The organism is Pseudomonas sp. BSw22131, from assembly GCF_026810445.1.
Taxonomy (GTDB): Bacteria; Pseudomonadota; Gammaproteobacteria; order Pseudomonadales; family Pseudomonadaceae; genus Aquipseudomonas; species Aquipseudomonas huanghezhanensis.
Genome location: NZ_CP113949.1, coordinates 2357290 through 2373026, shown reverse-complemented (window position 1 = coordinate 2373026; position 15737 = coordinate 2357290). Strand labels below are relative to the sequence as shown.

Annotated in this window: 16 protein-coding genes and 2 pseudogenes; 9 read left to right on the top strand and 9 right to left on the bottom strand. The window is 58.2% G+C overall.

Features of this window, described 5'->3' with window-relative positions; translation table 11 throughout:
* Positions 1 to 22 precede the first annotated feature (22 nt).
* Positions 23 to 949, top strand: a complete 927-nt coding sequence (tal, locus tag OYW20_RS10665; protein WP_268800649.1) for a transaldolase — start codon at positions 23 to 25, stop codon at positions 947 to 949.
* Positions 950 to 1073: 124 nt separating this feature from the next.
* Here the strand turns inward: tal and rssC are convergent, their stop codons facing one another.
* Together rssC and rssB are read right to left on the bottom strand one after the other, a co-directional pair.
* The gene (rssC, locus tag OYW20_RS10660; protein ID WP_268800648.1) at positions 1074 to 1556 is read right to left on the bottom strand and encodes an anti-sigma factor antagonist RssC; all 483 of its coding nucleotides are present in this window, start codon (positions 1554 to 1556) and stop codon (positions 1074 to 1076) included.
* Positions 1556 to 2737 (bottom strand): two-component system response regulator RssB, encoded by a 1182-nt coding sequence (rssB, locus tag OYW20_RS10655; protein WP_268800647.1) that lies wholly within the window; start codon positions 2735 to 2737, stop codon positions 1556 to 1558. Before rssB ends, rssC begins: the two co-directional genes overlap by 1 nt.
* Before the next feature lie 266 nt (positions 2738 to 3003).
* Between rssB and OYW20_RS10650 the strand changes: the two genes are divergently transcribed.
* Positions 3004 to 3303 (top strand): PilZ domain-containing protein, encoded by a 300-nt coding sequence (locus tag OYW20_RS10650; RefSeq protein WP_268800646.1) that lies wholly within the window; start codon positions 3004 to 3006, stop codon positions 3301 to 3303.
* Positions 3304 to 3403: 100 nt separating this feature from the next.
* On the opposite strand, the gene OYW20_RS10645 is transcribed toward OYW20_RS10650, so the two are convergent.
* Positions 3404 to 4105, bottom strand: coding sequence for an MlaA family lipoprotein (locus OYW20_RS10645; RefSeq protein ID WP_268800645.1), 702 nt, complete (start codon positions 4103 to 4105; stop codon positions 3404 to 3406).
* Between the two features lie 203 nt (positions 4106 to 4308).
* Here OYW20_RS10645 and OYW20_RS26200 point away from each other — a divergent pair.
* The 3 genes and pseudogenes from OYW20_RS26200 to OYW20_RS10635 form a co-directional block, all read left to right on the top strand.
* Positions 4309 to 4402 (top strand): annotated as a pseudogene (locus OYW20_RS26200) (HAD family phosphatase); the annotation flags it as partial.
* 221 nt (positions 4403 to 4623) lie between these two features.
* A pseudogene (locus OYW20_RS26195) lies at positions 4624 to 4956 on the top strand (HAD family phosphatase); the annotation flags it as partial.
* A gap of 115 nt (positions 4957 to 5071) precedes the next feature.
* Positions 5072 to 5335, top strand: coding sequence for a DUF4404 family protein (locus OYW20_RS10635; protein ID WP_268800643.1), 264 nt, complete (start codon positions 5072 to 5074; stop codon positions 5333 to 5335).
* Positions 5336 to 5526: 191 nt separating this feature from the next.
* Here OYW20_RS10635 and queF read toward each other — a convergent pair whose 3' ends face one another.
* Both queF and copI read right to left on the bottom strand, forming a co-directional pair.
* Positions 5527 to 6357 carry an NADPH-dependent 7-cyano-7-deazaguanine reductase QueF gene (queF, locus tag OYW20_RS10630; RefSeq protein ID WP_268800642.1) on the bottom strand — a complete coding sequence of 277 codons (831 nt, stop codon included), beginning with the start codon at positions 6355 to 6357 and terminating at the stop codon, positions 5527 to 5529.
* Positions 6358 to 6447: 90 nt separating this feature from the next.
* The gene (copI, locus tag OYW20_RS10625) at positions 6448 to 6969 is read right to left on the bottom strand and encodes a copper-resistant cuproprotein CopI (protein WP_268800641.1); all 522 of its coding nucleotides are present in this window, start codon (positions 6967 to 6969) and stop codon (positions 6448 to 6450) included.
* Between the two features lie 158 nt (positions 6970 to 7127).
* On the opposite strand from copI, the gene OYW20_RS10620 reads away from it, so the two are divergent.
* Both OYW20_RS10620 and OYW20_RS10615 read left to right on the top strand, forming a co-directional pair.
* Positions 7128 to 7808, top strand: a complete 681-nt coding sequence (locus tag OYW20_RS10620; protein WP_268800640.1) for a heavy metal response regulator transcription factor — start codon at positions 7128 to 7130, stop codon at positions 7806 to 7808.
* A gap of 11 nt (positions 7809 to 7819) precedes the next feature.
* Positions 7820 to 9166 carry a heavy metal sensor histidine kinase gene (locus OYW20_RS10615; RefSeq protein WP_268800639.1) on the top strand — a complete coding sequence of 449 codons (1347 nt, stop codon included), beginning with the start codon at positions 7820 to 7822 and terminating at the stop codon, positions 9164 to 9166.
* Between the two features lie 39 nt (positions 9167 to 9205).
* On the opposite strand, the gene OYW20_RS10610 is transcribed toward OYW20_RS10615, so the two are convergent.
* The 3 genes from OYW20_RS10610 to OYW20_RS10600 all read right to left on the bottom strand — a co-directional run bounded on the left by OYW20_RS10610 (position 9206) and on the right by OYW20_RS10600 (position 12467).
* On the bottom strand, positions 9206 to 10450 hold the full coding sequence (locus OYW20_RS10610; RefSeq protein ID WP_268800638.1) for a lipoprotein-releasing ABC transporter permease subunit: 1245 nt from the start codon (positions 10448 to 10450) through the stop codon (positions 9206 to 9208).
* Positions 10451 to 10525: 75 nt separating this feature from the next.
* The gene (gene lolD / locus OYW20_RS10605; protein ID WP_268800637.1) at positions 10526 to 11209 is read right to left on the bottom strand and encodes a lipoprotein-releasing ABC transporter ATP-binding protein LolD; all 684 of its coding nucleotides are present in this window, start codon (positions 11207 to 11209) and stop codon (positions 10526 to 10528) included.
* A gap of 7 nt (positions 11210 to 11216) precedes the next feature.
* Entirely contained in the window at positions 11217 to 12467 is a 1251-nt protein-coding gene (locus tag OYW20_RS10600) for a lipoprotein-releasing ABC transporter permease subunit (protein WP_268800636.1), read from the bottom strand.
* Between the two features lie 127 nt (positions 12468 to 12594).
* Between OYW20_RS10600 and OYW20_RS10595 the strand changes: the two genes are divergently transcribed.
* Together OYW20_RS10595 and OYW20_RS10590 are read left to right on the top strand one after the other, a co-directional pair.
* Entirely contained in the window at positions 12595 to 13182 is a 588-nt protein-coding gene (locus OYW20_RS10595) for a PilZ domain-containing protein (RefSeq protein WP_268800635.1), read from the top strand.
* 65 nt (positions 13183 to 13247) lie between these two features.
* On the top strand, positions 13248 to 13970 hold the full coding sequence (locus tag OYW20_RS10590) for a glycerophosphodiester phosphodiesterase (RefSeq protein WP_268800634.1): 723 nt from the start codon (positions 13248 to 13250) through the stop codon (positions 13968 to 13970).
* Between the two features lie 42 nt (positions 13971 to 14012).
* On the opposite strand, the gene sthA is transcribed toward OYW20_RS10590, so the two are convergent.
* On the bottom strand, positions 14013 to 15407 hold the full coding sequence (gene sthA / locus OYW20_RS10585) for a Si-specific NAD(P)(+) transhydrogenase (protein WP_268800633.1): 1395 nt from the start codon (positions 15405 to 15407) through the stop codon (positions 14013 to 14015).
* Positions 15408 to 15737: the final 330 nt, after the last annotated feature.

Genomic DNA, 15737 nt, shown 5'->3' with positions numbered 1-15737 from the left:
ACCCACAGGACAGAGCACGCTCATGACTTCCAAGCTGGAACAACTCAAACAAATCACTACCGTCGTTGCCGATACCGGCGACTTCGCAGCCATCGAGAAACTCAAGCCGGTCGATGCCACCACCAACCCTTCCCTGCTGCTCAAAGCTGCTTCGAGCGACAGCAACGCCGACCGCCTGAAGGAAGCCTTCAGCGGCAGTAACGGCGACATCGACCTGGCAAGCGACCGCTTCGCCGTCGCCATTGGCCGGGAGATTCTCAAAGTGGTACCCGGTCGCGTATCGACTGAAGTCGACGCGCGCATCTCGTTCGACACCCATGCCTGTATCGCGCGTGCAGAGCGCATCGTCGGCCTGTACGAAGAGTTCGGCATCGGCCGCGAGCGCATCCTGATCAAACTGGCTTCGACATGGGAAGGCATCAAGGCCGCGGAAGTGCTGGAGAAGAAAGGCATTCAGTGCAACCTGACGCTGCTGTTCTCCTTCGCACAGGCTCAAGCGTGTGCAGACGCTGGCGTGTTCCTGATTTCGCCGTTCGTAGGCCGTATCTACGACTGGTACAAAAAGGCAGAAGGCAAGGATTACGTTGGTGCCGAAGACCCGGGCGTCAAGTCCGTCAGCCGTATCTACAACTACTACAAGGCCAATGACTACAAAACCGTGGTCATGGGCGCCAGCTTCCGCAACCTCAGCCAGATCGAAGAACTCGCCGGCTGCGACCGCCTGACCATCAGCCCTGACTTGCTGCAAAAGCTCGCTGAAGACAATGGCACCCTTGAGCGCAAACTGGCTCCAGGCAAAGGTGGCGAAGCGCGTCAGACCCTGAACGAGAGCCAGTTCCGCTGGGCCTCGAACGAGGATGCAATGGCCACCGAAAAACTGGCAGAAGGCATTCGTCAGTTCGCCCGTGACCAGGAAAAACTCGAGGCATTGCTGTCAGCCAAGAAGTAATCACCCGGAAACGCAAAAAAGGGCGACATCCTCAAGGATGTCGCCCTTTTTCATACTCACGATTTATACGATTTATAAAACGGAGTATTTACGAAGACGGGATGCGCAGATAGCGCCAGATGGATCAGTGACGCTCGAGCGCGTTCACCAGGTCGTGGAACGCTTCGCGATTGGAATCGTTCAGGCCCATGAGGATCTTGTGCGCCTCCAACACTTTCGCCTTCACCACCTCTTCGCATTGATCCTGCGAGGGTAAGTCCGTGAGGCATTCAGGCCGCGTCATAGGCCGGTCTACGATATTGAAGACCTGATCGAAGCCCATCGACTGGAGCAGACGGGTGATGTCCTCGTGGGTCGTCACCACCGTCGGCAAAAGCCCGACTTTTTGACGCGACAAAATGGACAGCTTCGCCAATAAACCAAGCGTAGTGCTGTCAATGCTGCGGGTTTCAGTGAGGTCTATCACCACCGTCGAAAAATTCAACGCCGTGAAGATACGCTCGATTGTCGCATCCAAGGCCGAACATAGCGTCAAACGCACTTCACCCACGAATTTGAGGACGAACGTGCCGTCTTGCTCGGCAAACTGGATTCTACCGGTACTCATTAAAGGTTCCTGCTCAACACTAACAAGGCGATATCATCCGGCATCTCCCCGAGTGTGGCCAATCCAAACTTGCGGCGCAAGCCATCCAGGCTCCCGCCTGCCGCTTTCACCAGTTCTGGCAATGCGGCCTCTTTCTCTTTGAGTGTATCACCTGGCAGAAGGTCCAGAATCCCATCAGACAAGAGCGTCAGACTAAAGGACTCAGGCAGGTCAAGCACATGATCGGTGTAGGTCGCTTCATTGAAAATCCCGACGGGCAAACCGCGACCATCCAGATAACGGGTCTCGGTGGGCGTGTACAGCACGGGCAGCGGCAAATGGCCGCCCACGCTGTAGGTAAGTTGCCCGGTGTCTTCGTCGATAACCCCGCCGACCATCGTCACGTGCTTGCCCAGCTTGCAGCTGATCAATCCGCGATTGATATGGCCAAGGACATCAGAAGGCTTGAACTCCGGTAACGTGCCGCCACGCCTGGACTCGAACAGCAGCCGCGTAGTCATGAACTTCAACAACACAGTGATAAACGCTGAGGAAGCACCGTGGCCTGAGACGTCGGCCAGATAAAACGCCACCCGGCGTTCGTCGACACGAAAGTAATCGACGAAATCACCCGACAGATACAGCGACGGGATTATCTCGTGTTCAAACTCAAAGTCGTCTATGGCCCACGGATTGGTGGGCAACATGTTCATCTGAACCTGTCGACCCGCGTCCTGATCTTCCTGTAGCAGGTGAAGGCTGGCTTCAAGCTCGCGGTTGGCCGTTTCCAGCTTTTGCCGATAAAGCTCGTTTTCCTGCAACAGACGAGCGCGGTCCAGTGCCCGGCGCACAGAGTGCTCCAGTACGGCGAGGTCTTCGAGAGGCTTGATCAGGTAGTCGGCAGCGCCAAGACGCAATGCTTCGACGGCATCGCTCATCACGCCGGCACCCGATACCACTATCACCGGTGTTTCCGGGGCGATACTGGTCACCTGACGGATCAGCTCAAGGCCACCCACCTGGGGCATGCGCAGGTCGCAGATCACCAGATCAGGCGTGTTTTGCTCGAAGGTCTGCAGACCCTGTTGGCCATTGCTGGCCTGCAGGACGCTGAATCCACTGTCTTCCAAATAGGCCGCGAGACTCGCGCGCACTACTTCGTCGTCATCGATTATCAGCAGCGTGGCACTGGTTTTTTGCATGTGGGCAAACGGCGCCAGATTAGGTTGGCGTAGACGGTCGTTTGGTGTCTGACCGCGTACTGGATTCGCTTCTAGCCTCTCTGACCCAAGCGCGCGGATTTTTGGTCGCGCGCAGCGCATTACAGAGGTGCCCTTCAAGGCGCAGACGGTACTCCCATCCGCCGGGCGTTTCAAGCGTGCTCCAACGGTCGGTTTGCGTCTTTACATCGTAAATCGCCGAGAGTTATAAGAACGGTTAATTCAGCAACGAAAACGAAGGATATCCCATGGGCCAGAATGATCGTGACTACGACGAGAAACGTGACTACATCCGAATGCGAGTCGATGCTGATGTAAGTCTGCTTTACGCAGGCCAGATCATACCCGCCGTTTGCGTGGATTTATCCAGCTCAGGCATGCAGATAGAGGCCCAGCGCGCATTCAAGGTCGGCGATCAAATCAGCGTGCGCATCGAATCGGAGCACGCCGCGCTCAAGGGGCTGGAAGCCGACACCGAGGTGGTTTGGCTCGCTGACCTGGAAGAGGGCGGACAGAAACTGGGGCTGACGATTCTAAAGATGAATTGAAGACCGGGCGGAACTGGTTCACAGATTTCGCAAATGACAGGCATGAAAAAGGCGACCCGATGAGTCGCCTTTTTTGCATCTGTCAATCGAAGTCGATCAATCAGAAATCGTCGACAACCTTGCCATCCTTCACCTTGAACTCGCGGTTCTGCAAGTAAGCGTTGCGGATGAAGATGTACTTGTCGCCATTGATCAGCTTCTCTGCCGACAACAGGCTCGCACGAGTGTCCACAACGTTCACGCCCAGCAAGGTATTGCGGGTCGGCACGTGGTCGATGTAGCGATACGGCGAGGTGTAGGTGTCGGGATATTTGGCGAAGGCATCACGCACGGTACTTGGACCGAAGAAGGGCAGCATCACGAACGGGCCGCTGGGTAGACCCCAATAGCCAAGGGTCTGACCGAAGTCTTCGTCATTACGCTGCAGGCCCATCTTGGTGCCAACATCGAAGAATCCTGCAAGACCGAAGGTGGTGTTGAAGATGATACGGGCAGTGTCGACGCCTGCGGCTGCCGGCTTGGCCTGCATAACGTCGTTGGCGAGGTTGGTCACGTCGCCGACGTTCTTGAACATATTGTGAATGCCGTCTTCCAGAAACTGCGGCGTGATGAACTCGTAACCCTGGGCAATCGGCTTCAGTGCATACGTGTCGAGGGTGTCGTTGAAGCGGAAGATGGCACGGTTGACGCCTTCCCACGGGTCTTCTTCAGCGGCATGAGCGGCCATCGGGACCAGTGCAACACCGGCACAAAAACAAAGCTTAGCCAGACGATCCAAAAAGCCTGCACCGGTTACGGGCATAGCTGACACTCCTAGTCAAAGTTATGAAGCGGGCGCTACGCCCCCAAACCAAAGTGGCGAGTATAAAGCGTTCCGCGATGATTTACGTCGCCAACACCTAAGGTTTTACCCGGCACCTTGCACAGCGGCGCCCACGGTCACGCAGCCGTCATCGGACTGTCATCTGAAAGCCTTAGTTTCACCTCTATTTGAGAGGGAAACCCATGCTCGCCCCCGTCGCCGTACCCGAACCCTCTTTTACCGCTGTGCTCTTTGGTCTGAGCGGCTGTCTTGTTGACTTCGGTGCACAGGCAAAGGCACTGAACGTAAAAGAATCGAAACAAATGATTTCAGCCGAACTGGCAGCACGCACGGCCGAGTGCGCGATTGCCACGCAGGGCGCACTCGCCGTCCTCAAATCCTTGAAAAAGCAAAATGTGCCCTGCGCATGGATCGATGAACTGCCCGCTGCGATTACCCGGACGCTTGCCGAGCCGCTGCAAGGATGGGTTCACGCCACCTCCGGCATGCACAACAGCTGGCCTGCGCCACACGCCTGCTGGGACGCGCTGATGAGTCTGAACGTGGCGCAGCTCGATGGATGCGTACTGGTCAGCGGAGATCCACGCTTGCTCAAGTCCGGGCTAAACGCCGGATTATGGACAGTCGGGATCGCCTCCAGTGGACCCCTCTGCGGCGCCTCTCCTGCGCAGTGGCAGGCATTTACCGACAAAGAGCGCGAGCAACTGCGCACCAAAGCAACGCTGAAGCTTTACGAGTTGGGCGCGCATTCCGTAATCGATCACCTCGGCGAACTCGAATCATGCCTGGCTGACATTGCGCTTCGCCGACTGAAATCCGAAAAACCGTAAATGGCCTTGATCGACATCATGCAGGTTGGCGCTGAGTGGATTAGTCTTGATGCCATACGGACCTTTGCCAAGGCGTCGAGGTCCATGCTGAGACTATCCATAAAGGGAGCACCCTATGCCCGCCCGCGAACTGCAAGAACAACTCAACACCTTGCGCGAGCAACTTGATCAGAATCCGCCTATGACTGAGGCAGAGCGCGACAACCTGCACGACCTGATGGCGCAGATTCAGTCGCAGATCGAACTGGAAACCAAAACTCAAGACAGCAGCCTCTCAGACGGCGTGAACCTGGCAGTGGAACGCTTTGAGCTGGAGCATCCCGGTATTGCCGGCACCTTGCGCAATATTGTCCAGACCCTGGGCAACATCGGCATCTGAAGCTTTACCCAATCCCCACCGCCTGAAAGGCTCGCCAACGAGTTGGCTCATACGGATATGGGCATCCTGCAATGCGCACATCAACGACTGGCGCGTTTTATCTTCTGTAGGAGCGAATTCGTTCGCCAGGCGGCAAGGTTGATTCAACCCGCAAAACGTCCAGCCAGCTGGCCCCGGCAGAACACTGACGTCTACTGCCGCGCCAGCCGCCCGTTTTCAAACGTCAGCGTTTCAGTGCTGCGGTACGGGTTGATGTCCAGCCCGCCGCGTCGCACGTAACGCGCGGACACGGTCAATCTCTCCGGCTTCAACAATTGCTGCAGGTCCATGAAGATCCGCTCTACGCATTGTTCGTGAAAATCCGAATGCTGACGGAAGCTGACGATGTAGGCCAAAAAGCTCGCATGTTCCAGCGCCGCGCCACGATAACTGACGGCAACGCTGCCCCAGTCAGGCTGACTGGTCACCGGGCAGTTGGATTTGAGCAAATGACTGTGCAGGGATTCTTCGACTGTGCGGGACTCATCACACCGCAGCAACTCTGGCTGCGGACGGTCGTAACTGTTGATGCTGATGTCCAGATCATCGATGCACTCCCCCGCCACCGCGACGATGCCCTCGCTCTCGATCTCTTTCAGGCTGCGAATCCTCACGCCGACTGGTTTGCCGGCGGCGGCAGACAGATCCCTTTCCAGGGTCGCAATCAGTTCGCTGCGTTCGGCAAACCGCGTCTGGTTCAACGAGTTGAGGTAAAGCTTGAAAGACTTGGACTCAATGATGTTGGGTGAGTCTGCGGGGATGGCGAACTCACCGATGGCGACCACCGGCTTACCGGACGGGAGCAACCACGACAGTTCGTAGCAATTCCAGAAATCCACGCCCTTATACGGCAGCGTCTCGGCTGTCAGCCCCAGCTCCGCCCATTTGGCGGCGCGAGGGATCGGGAACAGCAAGGACGGCGTGTAAGTGGCGATGTATTCACTGGACTTGCCCAGCGGCGAGTGTTCGGCTGCGGGATGCATGAGGAGACCTGAAATCTGAAGGCGGAGATGAAAACCAAGGCCGTCGAGTTTATAGGGTTTGGCCCAGGCTTTCAGCCCCGTGTTCGTGCGTTACGGAGTTATCGCCAGCTTGCCGACCATCCCCGCCTGGTAGTGCCCCGGGATATTGCAGGCGAATTCCAGATTGCCCGCTTTGGCGAATGTCCACGTCAGCTCTGCGGTTTTACCGGGCTCCACCAGCACGCTGTTGGGATCGTCGTGTTTCATGGCCATCCCCTCCAGATTGCCGTGGTCCGCGCTTTGATGATTCATGCCGGTGGGCGTCAGCATGCCGCTTTGTTGCATCTTGAGCATTTCCTGCTGATGCTCGGCGTGCATCGACGCATCCCCCAGGTTGAACTCATGCAGCAATTGACCTTTGTTGACCAGCACAAAACGTACGGTTTCGCCGGCTTTCACCTGAAGCGATTTGGGCTCGAAATACATATCACCGAGCGTCATCTCGACAGTACGGATGGCCCGAGCAGCGGTCGAGGCGTGCCCCATATCGACGTGACCCTCCGGTGCAGCCATCACGGAGGCACTCAACCCCAACGCGATCAACCCCGCTAATAGTTTCAGATGAGCAGACATAACACTTCTCCAGTCGACGACACTTAATCGCTGCACATTAAGGTCCCGGCACTGCCAGTTAGCTGACGGGAACATTACAAGTTTGTAAGGTTGCTGCTCAAACGCGTCAGTCGCGCTATAAAGCGGCGCTGCGCCCGATTGCGTTCAACGAGCACGCCATGAAATTACTGATCATCGAAGACCAACCCAAGACCGGCCATTACCTTCGCCAGGGCCTGGCCGAAGCAGGCTTCAACACAGAGCTGGTGGCAGACGGCACAACGGGCCAACAACTGGCGCTGAGCGGCGATTACGCGCTGTTGATCGTTGATGTGATGCTTCCGGGGCGCGATGGCTGGCAGATTCTCCAGGCGGTGCGCGGGGCCGGACTGGAAACGCCGGTGCTGTTTCTCACCGCGCGCGATGCCGTCGAAGACAGGGTTCGCGGTCTCGAACTGGGCGCTGACGACTATCTGGTCAAACCGTTCGCGTTTTCAGAGCTGCTGGCCCGCGTGCGCAGCTTGCTGCGTCGAGGCAATACCGCCCCCCAGGAAACCCGGCTGCAGCTGGCGGATCTGCGCCTGGATCTGCTGCGCCGCCGCGTCGAACGCAGCGGTCAGCGCATCGACCTCACCGCCAAAGAATTTGCCTTGCTGGAGCTGATGCTGCGCCGTCAGGGCGAGGTGTTGCCCAAATCCCTGATCGCTTCGCAGGTCTGGGACATGAACTTTGACAGCGACACCAACGTCATCGAAGTGGCCATCCGCCGTTTGCGCCTGAAAGTCGATGACGACTTCCCCCACAAACTGATCCACACCGTACGCGGCATGGGTTACGTGCTCGAAGAGCGTCCGCTGTGAGGTTCAACAGAATGTCTCTGGGCACTCGTCTGGCGCTGCTGTTCGCGGGCTGCACGGCGGTGGTATCGCTGAGCGCAGGGGTGCTGTTCAACCGGGCCAGCGAAACCCACTTTCTGGCACTGGACCGGCAATTGCTGGAAAGCAAGTTGCCCACCTTGCGCGATGTGCTGCGCGGCGTATACACCCTAAGCCAGCTACAGGAAACACGCCCGGCGTTACAGGCCGCACTTGCACATCAACCTGATCTGACTTTGCAGATCCGCGGCCCAGACAGCACGCTTTGGCTCGACGGACTGTCTCCGATAACCGCCAGCGCCCCCCTTCCGGAGGGCCTGCATACACTCAATACCGATCAAATCGCCTACCGCACTTACACCGTCGCTTTACAGCCTGAAAGCACAAAATCACCACAATTGACGCTGTTGCTGGACATCACTCACCACCAACATTTTCTGCAACGGATGCAGCGCCTGATCTGGCTGACAGTGGGATTGTCAGCGCTCGCAACGGCATTACTTGGCGCCTGGGCTGCGCGTAGCGGTTTGCGCCCACTGCGGCAGATGAGTGAAGTCGCAGCGAGTGTTTCCGCCAGCTCCCTGACCACTCGCTTGCCAGAGGGCGACATGCCACGCGAATTGGCCGATCTGACCCAGGCGTTCAATGCGATGTTCGATCGTCTGGAGGATGCGTTTCAACGTCTCTCGGCGTTCTCGGCCGACATTGCCCATGAGCTGCGCACGCCGCTATCGAACCTGCTGACGCACACGCAAGTCATCCTGACGCGGCCGCGCGGCGTCGAGGACTACCGGGAGGCGCTACTCGGCAATCTCGAAGAGCTGCAATGGATGGCGCAAATGGTCAACGACATGCTGTTTCTGGCCAAGGCCGAGCACGGTTTGTTGAGCCCGCACCGGGAGCGTTTGCAACTGGAGGAGGAAGCCGACGCGCTGCTCGAGTATTTCCTGCCGCTGGCGGACGATGCTCAGGTGCACTTGTCACGCGAGGGGCAAGCGACGGTCAGCGGAGATCGCCACATGCTGCGGCGTGCTTTATCCAACCTGCTGGATAACGCGCTGCGCTTCACTGACGGCGACGGGCAGGTACGAGTGCGCATAGAGGCGCTCAAAGGGAGTGTGCGAATGGCAATTGAAAACAACGGTCAGACCATTCCGGAAGACGTCCTGCCGCGTCTGTTTGATCGCTTTTACCGTGCGGACCCGGCGCGGCACGAGGGTCGCACCGAGCATGCCGGTCTTGGACTAGCGATTACTCAGTCGATCATTCAGGCCCACGGCGGGACGATTGCCTGTGAGTCTCGCAAAGGCGTCACGCGATTCGTGATCCACTTGCCGGCGTAACTTCACGCTCGGCAAGTCGGTGTGGCCGACTAACGCAGGTCACTCATAGCGCAATGCATGCGCCGGCTGAATCTGAGCCGCGCGCCAGGCAGGGTAGATGGTTGCCAGAAAGCTCAGCACGAACCCGGCCGAGCAGATCAGCGCTACGTCTGACCCTTGCAACTGCGAAGGCAGGTTGCTGATGAAGTACACGTCCGAAGTAAAGATATGCTGCCCGGTAACGCGCTCTATCCAGCCCACCATCGCGCTGACGTTGATCGCCGCAATGACGCCCAACACGCCGCCGATCACCGTCCCCACCACGCCGATTACAGTGCCCTGCACCACGAAAATAGTCATGATCTGCCCCGGCGTCGCGCCAAGGGTACGCAGGATCGCGATGTCCGCCCCCTTGTCGTTCACCACCATGATCAGGGTTGCGATGATGTTGAACGCTGCCACTGCAACGATCATCAGCAGCAGCAAGCCGATCATGGTTTTTTCCATTTTCATGGCGCTGAACAGGCTGCCTTGGGTATGCGTCCAGTCGTCGGCCTTGTAGCCGGCACCAAGCCCCGCCACGATAGCCGTCGATACCTGCGGCGCTGCATAGAGATCCTTGAGCGCCAGGCGAACGCCCTGCACCTGACCAGGCTGCCAGTGCTTGATAGCCGCGGCATCCGCCACGTTCACCAGCGCCATCGAGCCATCGAGCTCGGCACCCACTTTGAACACACCCACCACGGTCAGGCGTTGCAGACGCGGCGTGATGCCGCCCGGTGCGGAACTGATCTCGGGCACGATCAACGTGAGCTTGTCGCCCACATTAAGGCGGAAGCGGCGCGCCGTGATCTCGCCAATGACAACCCCAAAATCACCAGGCTTCAGGTCCTGCATCCGGCCCTGGACGATATGCTGGGTGACGATTGAAACCTGAGATTCAAGCGCCGGATCTACGCCGCTGATCTGGATCGGCTGCATCGCGCCCTTGTAGGACAGCATGCCGTCCATCTCGGTAAACGGCACGGCGGCGGTCACTTCCGGATTCTTCAGGGCCGCCTCGGCAGCCGGTTTCCAGTCATCGAGCGGAGCCACACCGGAGATCACTGCGTGCGGGACCATGCCGAGGATGCGTGAGCTCATTTCCTTCTGAAAGCCGTTCATCACGGACAACACCACAATCATCGCCAGAACGCCCAGCGCCAGGCCAATCATCGAGGTCATGGAAATGAACGAAATGAAATGGTTGCGGCGCTTGGCCCGGGTGTAGCGGGTGCCGATAAAGATCGATAACGGTCTGAACATTCGTGGAGCACCGTGACTGAAAGCAACTAAAAATAAAAACCGCGATGCCGGTCTGACCGGCATCGGTTGACGCCATCAGATCGCGACCAGACGACCTTCTTGCAGGCTCAATACGCGGTCCATCTGCCTGGCCAGCGCAAGGTCATGCGTGACCACCAGAAACGCCGTGCGCGAGGAAGTGCTCAGCTCGAGCATCAAGTCCTGAATACCCTGCGCGGTGTGCGAGTCGAGGTTGCCGGTTGGCTCATCGAGCATCACCAGCCCCGGCTGATTCACCAGCGCGCGGGCAATGGCCACACGCTGACGCTCGCCGCCAGACAGTTCAGATGGCTTGTGCGCAAGGCGGTGTCCCAGTCCTACCCGCTCCAGCAGCGCAGTGGCGCGCTTGCGGGCTTCCGGGATAGCGGTCTTGCCGATCAGCAGCGGCATGCAGACGTTCTCGAGCGCGGTGAATTCCGGTAGCAGATGGTGAAACTGGTAGACGAAGCCAAGCGCCCGGTTACGCAGCAGACCACGGGCTTTTTCGTTCAGCGCCGAAAGCTCTTCTCCGGCAAGCCAGACACTGCCCTGCGACGGTGTGTCGAGACCGCCAAGCAGGTTCAGCAAGGTACTTTTGCCCGAGCCCGAACTGCCGACGATGGCCACGCGCTCGCCGGGGTGCAATTCAAGCTGCAAGCCCGACAACACGGTCACCGACTCCGGGCCTTCCTCGTAGGATTTGCCAAGGTTGCGGCAACTCAATACTGCTTTATCACTCATGCCCGACTCACTCATAACGTAGCGCCTCCGCCGGCTGGGTGCGCGCAGCACGCCAGGCGGGATACAGGGTGGCGAGGAAACTCAGGATCAATGCCGCGCCGCAGACGAGCAACACGTCTTCGCCCATCAATTGCGACGGCAGATAGTCAATGAAATAGACATCTGCGTTGAGAAACTTATGACCGATCAGGCGTTCGAGCAGCGAGATGGCCGCGCTGACATTGAGCGCTGCGAATATCCCGACGGCTGCGCCAATGGCCGTACCCACGACGCCGATGACTGTGCCCTGCACCATGAAGATCGCCATGATCTGGCCCGGCGTGGCACCCAGCGTTCGCAGGATAGCGATGTCACCGCGCTTGTCGTTCACCACCATCACAAGCGTTGAAATGATGTTGAACGCAGCCACCGCAACGATCAGCAGCAACAACAGGCCAATGATGGACTTCTCCATGCCGATGGCTTGGTACAGATTGCCGTGGGTACGAGTCCAGTCACGGGAGAAATACTGATGCTCGCCGAGGTTCTGGGCGATGTCATAAGCCGTGCGCGGTGCTTTGAACAGGTCGGTGAACTTCAGCCGCAGGCCTTGTACCTGATCGGGTTTCCAGCGATGCAGACGCGCCAGATCCTGAAGATTGGTCACGCCCAGATAGCCGTCCAGTTCACCCGCGCCCACATGGAAAATGCCGACGACGGTGAAGCGCTTCATGCGTGGGAACATGCCCGCTGGCGTGACGGTGACTTCCGGGGCGACGAAGGTCACTTTGTCACCGAGCCCAACGCCCAGTTTGGTCGCCGCCTTATCGCCGATCACCACACCGAAACCGCCCGCAACCAGATCGTCGAGACGACCTTGCTTCATGAAGTTATCGATGATGGAAACCTTGCGTTCCTGCTGCGGATCAATGGCATTGAGCAGGATCTTCTGGACGTTGCCATTGTTGGTCAGCAAACCCTGCATCTGCGTGAACGGCGCGACGGCCTCCACCTGCGGGTTCTGCTTGACCTTGGCGGCCAGGCTCTGCCAATCCGAAATGGGTTCGCCGGACTCGATGGTGGCATGGGGCACCATGCCCAGCACGCGGGTACGCATCTCATGGTCGAAGCCGTTCATCACCGATAACACGACTATCATCACGACGACGCCCAGGGCGAGACCGATCATCGAAGTCAGGGAAATGAAGGAGACGAAATGATTGCGGCGTTTTGCACGCGTATAACGCGTGCCGATGAATACAAAAAGAGGTCTGAACATTTAGGGACTTGTTCGCAGGATTGGGGAACGTCCTTGTGGCGGGCTTCGACAAGCAGCCTTACACTCGAATCACACCGGGCTGAACGCCAGGCTTCAGTCAGACAACCGCCGCTACCATGGGTTCGCCATGTCGACATTAGATGAAGAAGAACGCCGCGAATACTACCGTATCGAGGACAGCGTCGCACTGGAAATTAACCTGCTGTCAGGTCCAGGCGCAATCGACGAGCATGCCCATCGGGGCACGTCGGCACTGTTCGATTTGCTGAGTGAACTGCACGTCAGTGAATTTGAGTCACAACATTTACTGCGCCAGCTGGACGAACGCGACCGTACCCTCAACAGCTTTCTCAAAGCGCTCAGCAAGCGCATCGACCTGCTCGGCCAGGTCGTGGCGCAAACCGCGTTGGGCAAGCTGGGCAAGCCGCAGAAGGTGATCATGTCCGAAGGAGGCTTGCAGTTCGAGTCGCCTCAGCCCTTCCCTGCCGGTGCAGTGCTGTCGATCAAAATGGTGCTGATGCCGCAAGCGTCCGGGCTGATGCTGCGGGCCAAAGTGACGCATTGCGATGCGCAGACCATCGGCGATTTTGAAGTCGGCACCGAGTTCATCGACCTGCCGGACGCACAACGCCAACTGCTGGCCAGACACATTCTGCAACGACAAGCCCAGCAACGGCGGCTCGCCCGTGAACAGAGCCCCCCTTCAATCGACTAGAAAAGATCTACGTTTAGTTCAACTCAAAGCGGCACATTGGCGCGCACCGTTCCCAAGGAGTAATCGTGACCCTGATCTATGGCCACCGCGGCGCCAAAGGCGAAGCACCGGAAAACACCCTCGCGAGCTTTCAGGAATGCCTGAAACATGGGGTGAAACGCTGCGAACTGGATCTGCATCTGTCTCGCGACGGCGAACTGATGGTCATCCACGACCCCACCCTCAAACGCACCACTGACCGACGCGGCAAAGTCGTCGAACATGCTGCGGCAGACCTTGTGACGTATGACGCGCGCAAGGGCGGCCCTGGCTGGGTCAATCCCTGCCCGATTCCGCGACTGGAAGAACTGTTTGAGAAGTGCGCGTTCGAGCACTGGCAGCTTGAAGTCAAAAGCGCCTCACGCACCCGCGCCGCTACAACCGTACTGGCCATTCGCGAAATGGCGCAGCGTCATGGTTTGCTGGACAAGGTGACGATCACCTCCAGCTCTCGCGAAGTGTTGCGCGCAGCCCTGGAGCTGACCCCCGATATTTCACGCGGACTGGTCGCCGAATATGCGTGGCTCGACCCGCTGAAAGTGGCGCAAGGATATGGCTGTGAGTTTTTGGCGCTGAACTGGACGCTGTGCACGCCGGAGCGCTTGAAGAAGGCGCAGGAGCAAGGTTTGCATGTGTCCGTCTGGACCGTCAACGAGCCTGCACTGATGCGCAGGCTCGCTGATTTCGGCGTTGACAGCCTGATTACAGACTTTCCCGGTTTGGCCAGCGCCACCCTCGGGAATTACTGAAATCGGTCTCCCCGGCCGGCTCAGGCCACCGGCCGGAGCCGCTTAAAAAAGCCGGTTAAGGCCGTCATACGCAGCTACCCGATAGGCCTCGGCCATGGTCGGGTAGTTGAACGTGGTGTTGACGAAGTACTTCAGCGTGTTCGCTTCACCTGGCTGGTTCATGATCGCCTGGCCGATGTGAACGATCTCTGAAGCCTGGTCGCCGAAGCAATGGACGCCTAGCACCTGCAGGGTTTCGCGGTGGAACAGGATTTTCAGCATGCCCACCCGCTCGCCGGAAATCTGCGCCCGGGCCATGCCCTTGAAAAACGCCTTGCCGACTTCGTACGGGACTTTGGCCTGAGTCAGATCATGCTCGTTCTGACCGATCGAGCTGATTTCCGGGATGGTGTAAATGCCGGTGGGCACGTCGTTCACGAAACGCCAGCTGCCATTATCAACCGCAACACCTGCCGCCGAGCGACCCTGGTCATACGCAGCGCTAGCCAGACTCGGCCAGCCAATCACGTCGCCGGCACCAAAGATGGTCGGAACCGCAGTGCGGTAGCTTTCATCTACCTCGATCTGTCCGCGACCGTTGGCCTTGAGACCGATGTTCTCCAGGCCCAGCTTGTCGGTATTGCCGGTGCGGCCGTTGCACCAGAGCAAGGCGTCGGCCTTGATTTTCTTGCCGGACTTGAGGTGCAGGATCACGCCATTATCAAGGCCTTCAACGCGTTCGTACTCTTCGTTGTGCCGGACCATGACGTTGTTGTTGCTGAAGTGGTAACTCAGCGCCTGAGCGATTTCCGAATCCAGGAAACTCAGCAACTGGTCACGGTTATCAACCAGCTCGACCATCACGCCCAGGCCACTGAAAATCGATGCGTATTCGCAGCCGATCACCCCCGCCCCGTAAATGATCAGTTTGCGCGGGGTGTGGCTGATGCTAAGGATCGTGTCGCTGTCGTAAATACGCTTGTGGGAAAAATCGATATCGGCCGGACGATAAGGGCGGGAGCCGGTGGCGATGATGATCTGGTTGGCGACGAGCTTTTCGACGATACCGGTCGGACATACCACGTCGATGGTGCGCTCATCGGCAAAGCTGCCGGTGCCGAAAAACACGTCGACACGATTGCGTGCGTAGTACCCGGTACGCGAAGCCACTTGTTTGCTGATGACGATTTCAGCGTTTTTCAACACGTCCGGAAACGAAAACCAGCGCGGCTCGCCAATCACCCGGAACATGGGGTTGGTGTTGAACTGAATGATCTGCTTGACCGAGTGACGCAACGCTTTGGACGGAATGGTGCCCAAATGGGTGCAGTTGCCGCCCACCTGGCGACGGCTGTCGACCATGGCGACCTTGCGCCCAGCCTTGGCGGCATTCATTGCCGCACCTTCTCCAGCAGGACCGGAACCCAGTACCACTACGTCGTAGTTGTAGACAGCCATGCGTACTCCTTAGAACGGGCCGAGGCGCCACTCTGGCGTCTCTGGCTAACTCGCGCCGCAGCAGGCGGCGGGAAGAATTAAATCTCGCGGCGCAGTCTATACGTCCAGCGCCGCCGCGAACATTAACCCTTGGTCGCGTCGTAGGCCAATATTGTCTGCACAACAGCGTTCGTTGGCTAACAAAACAGCACTACGACTCCACAGTTCGGGGCGATAAATACCTCGCCGGGCCAATCACCTATAAAGTCTGAACAGTGAGTGACATAACCTTATGAACAGATTCTTGAGAGGGCATGTGTGATGAGAAAAATGTTGGCGGGATGGATGTTA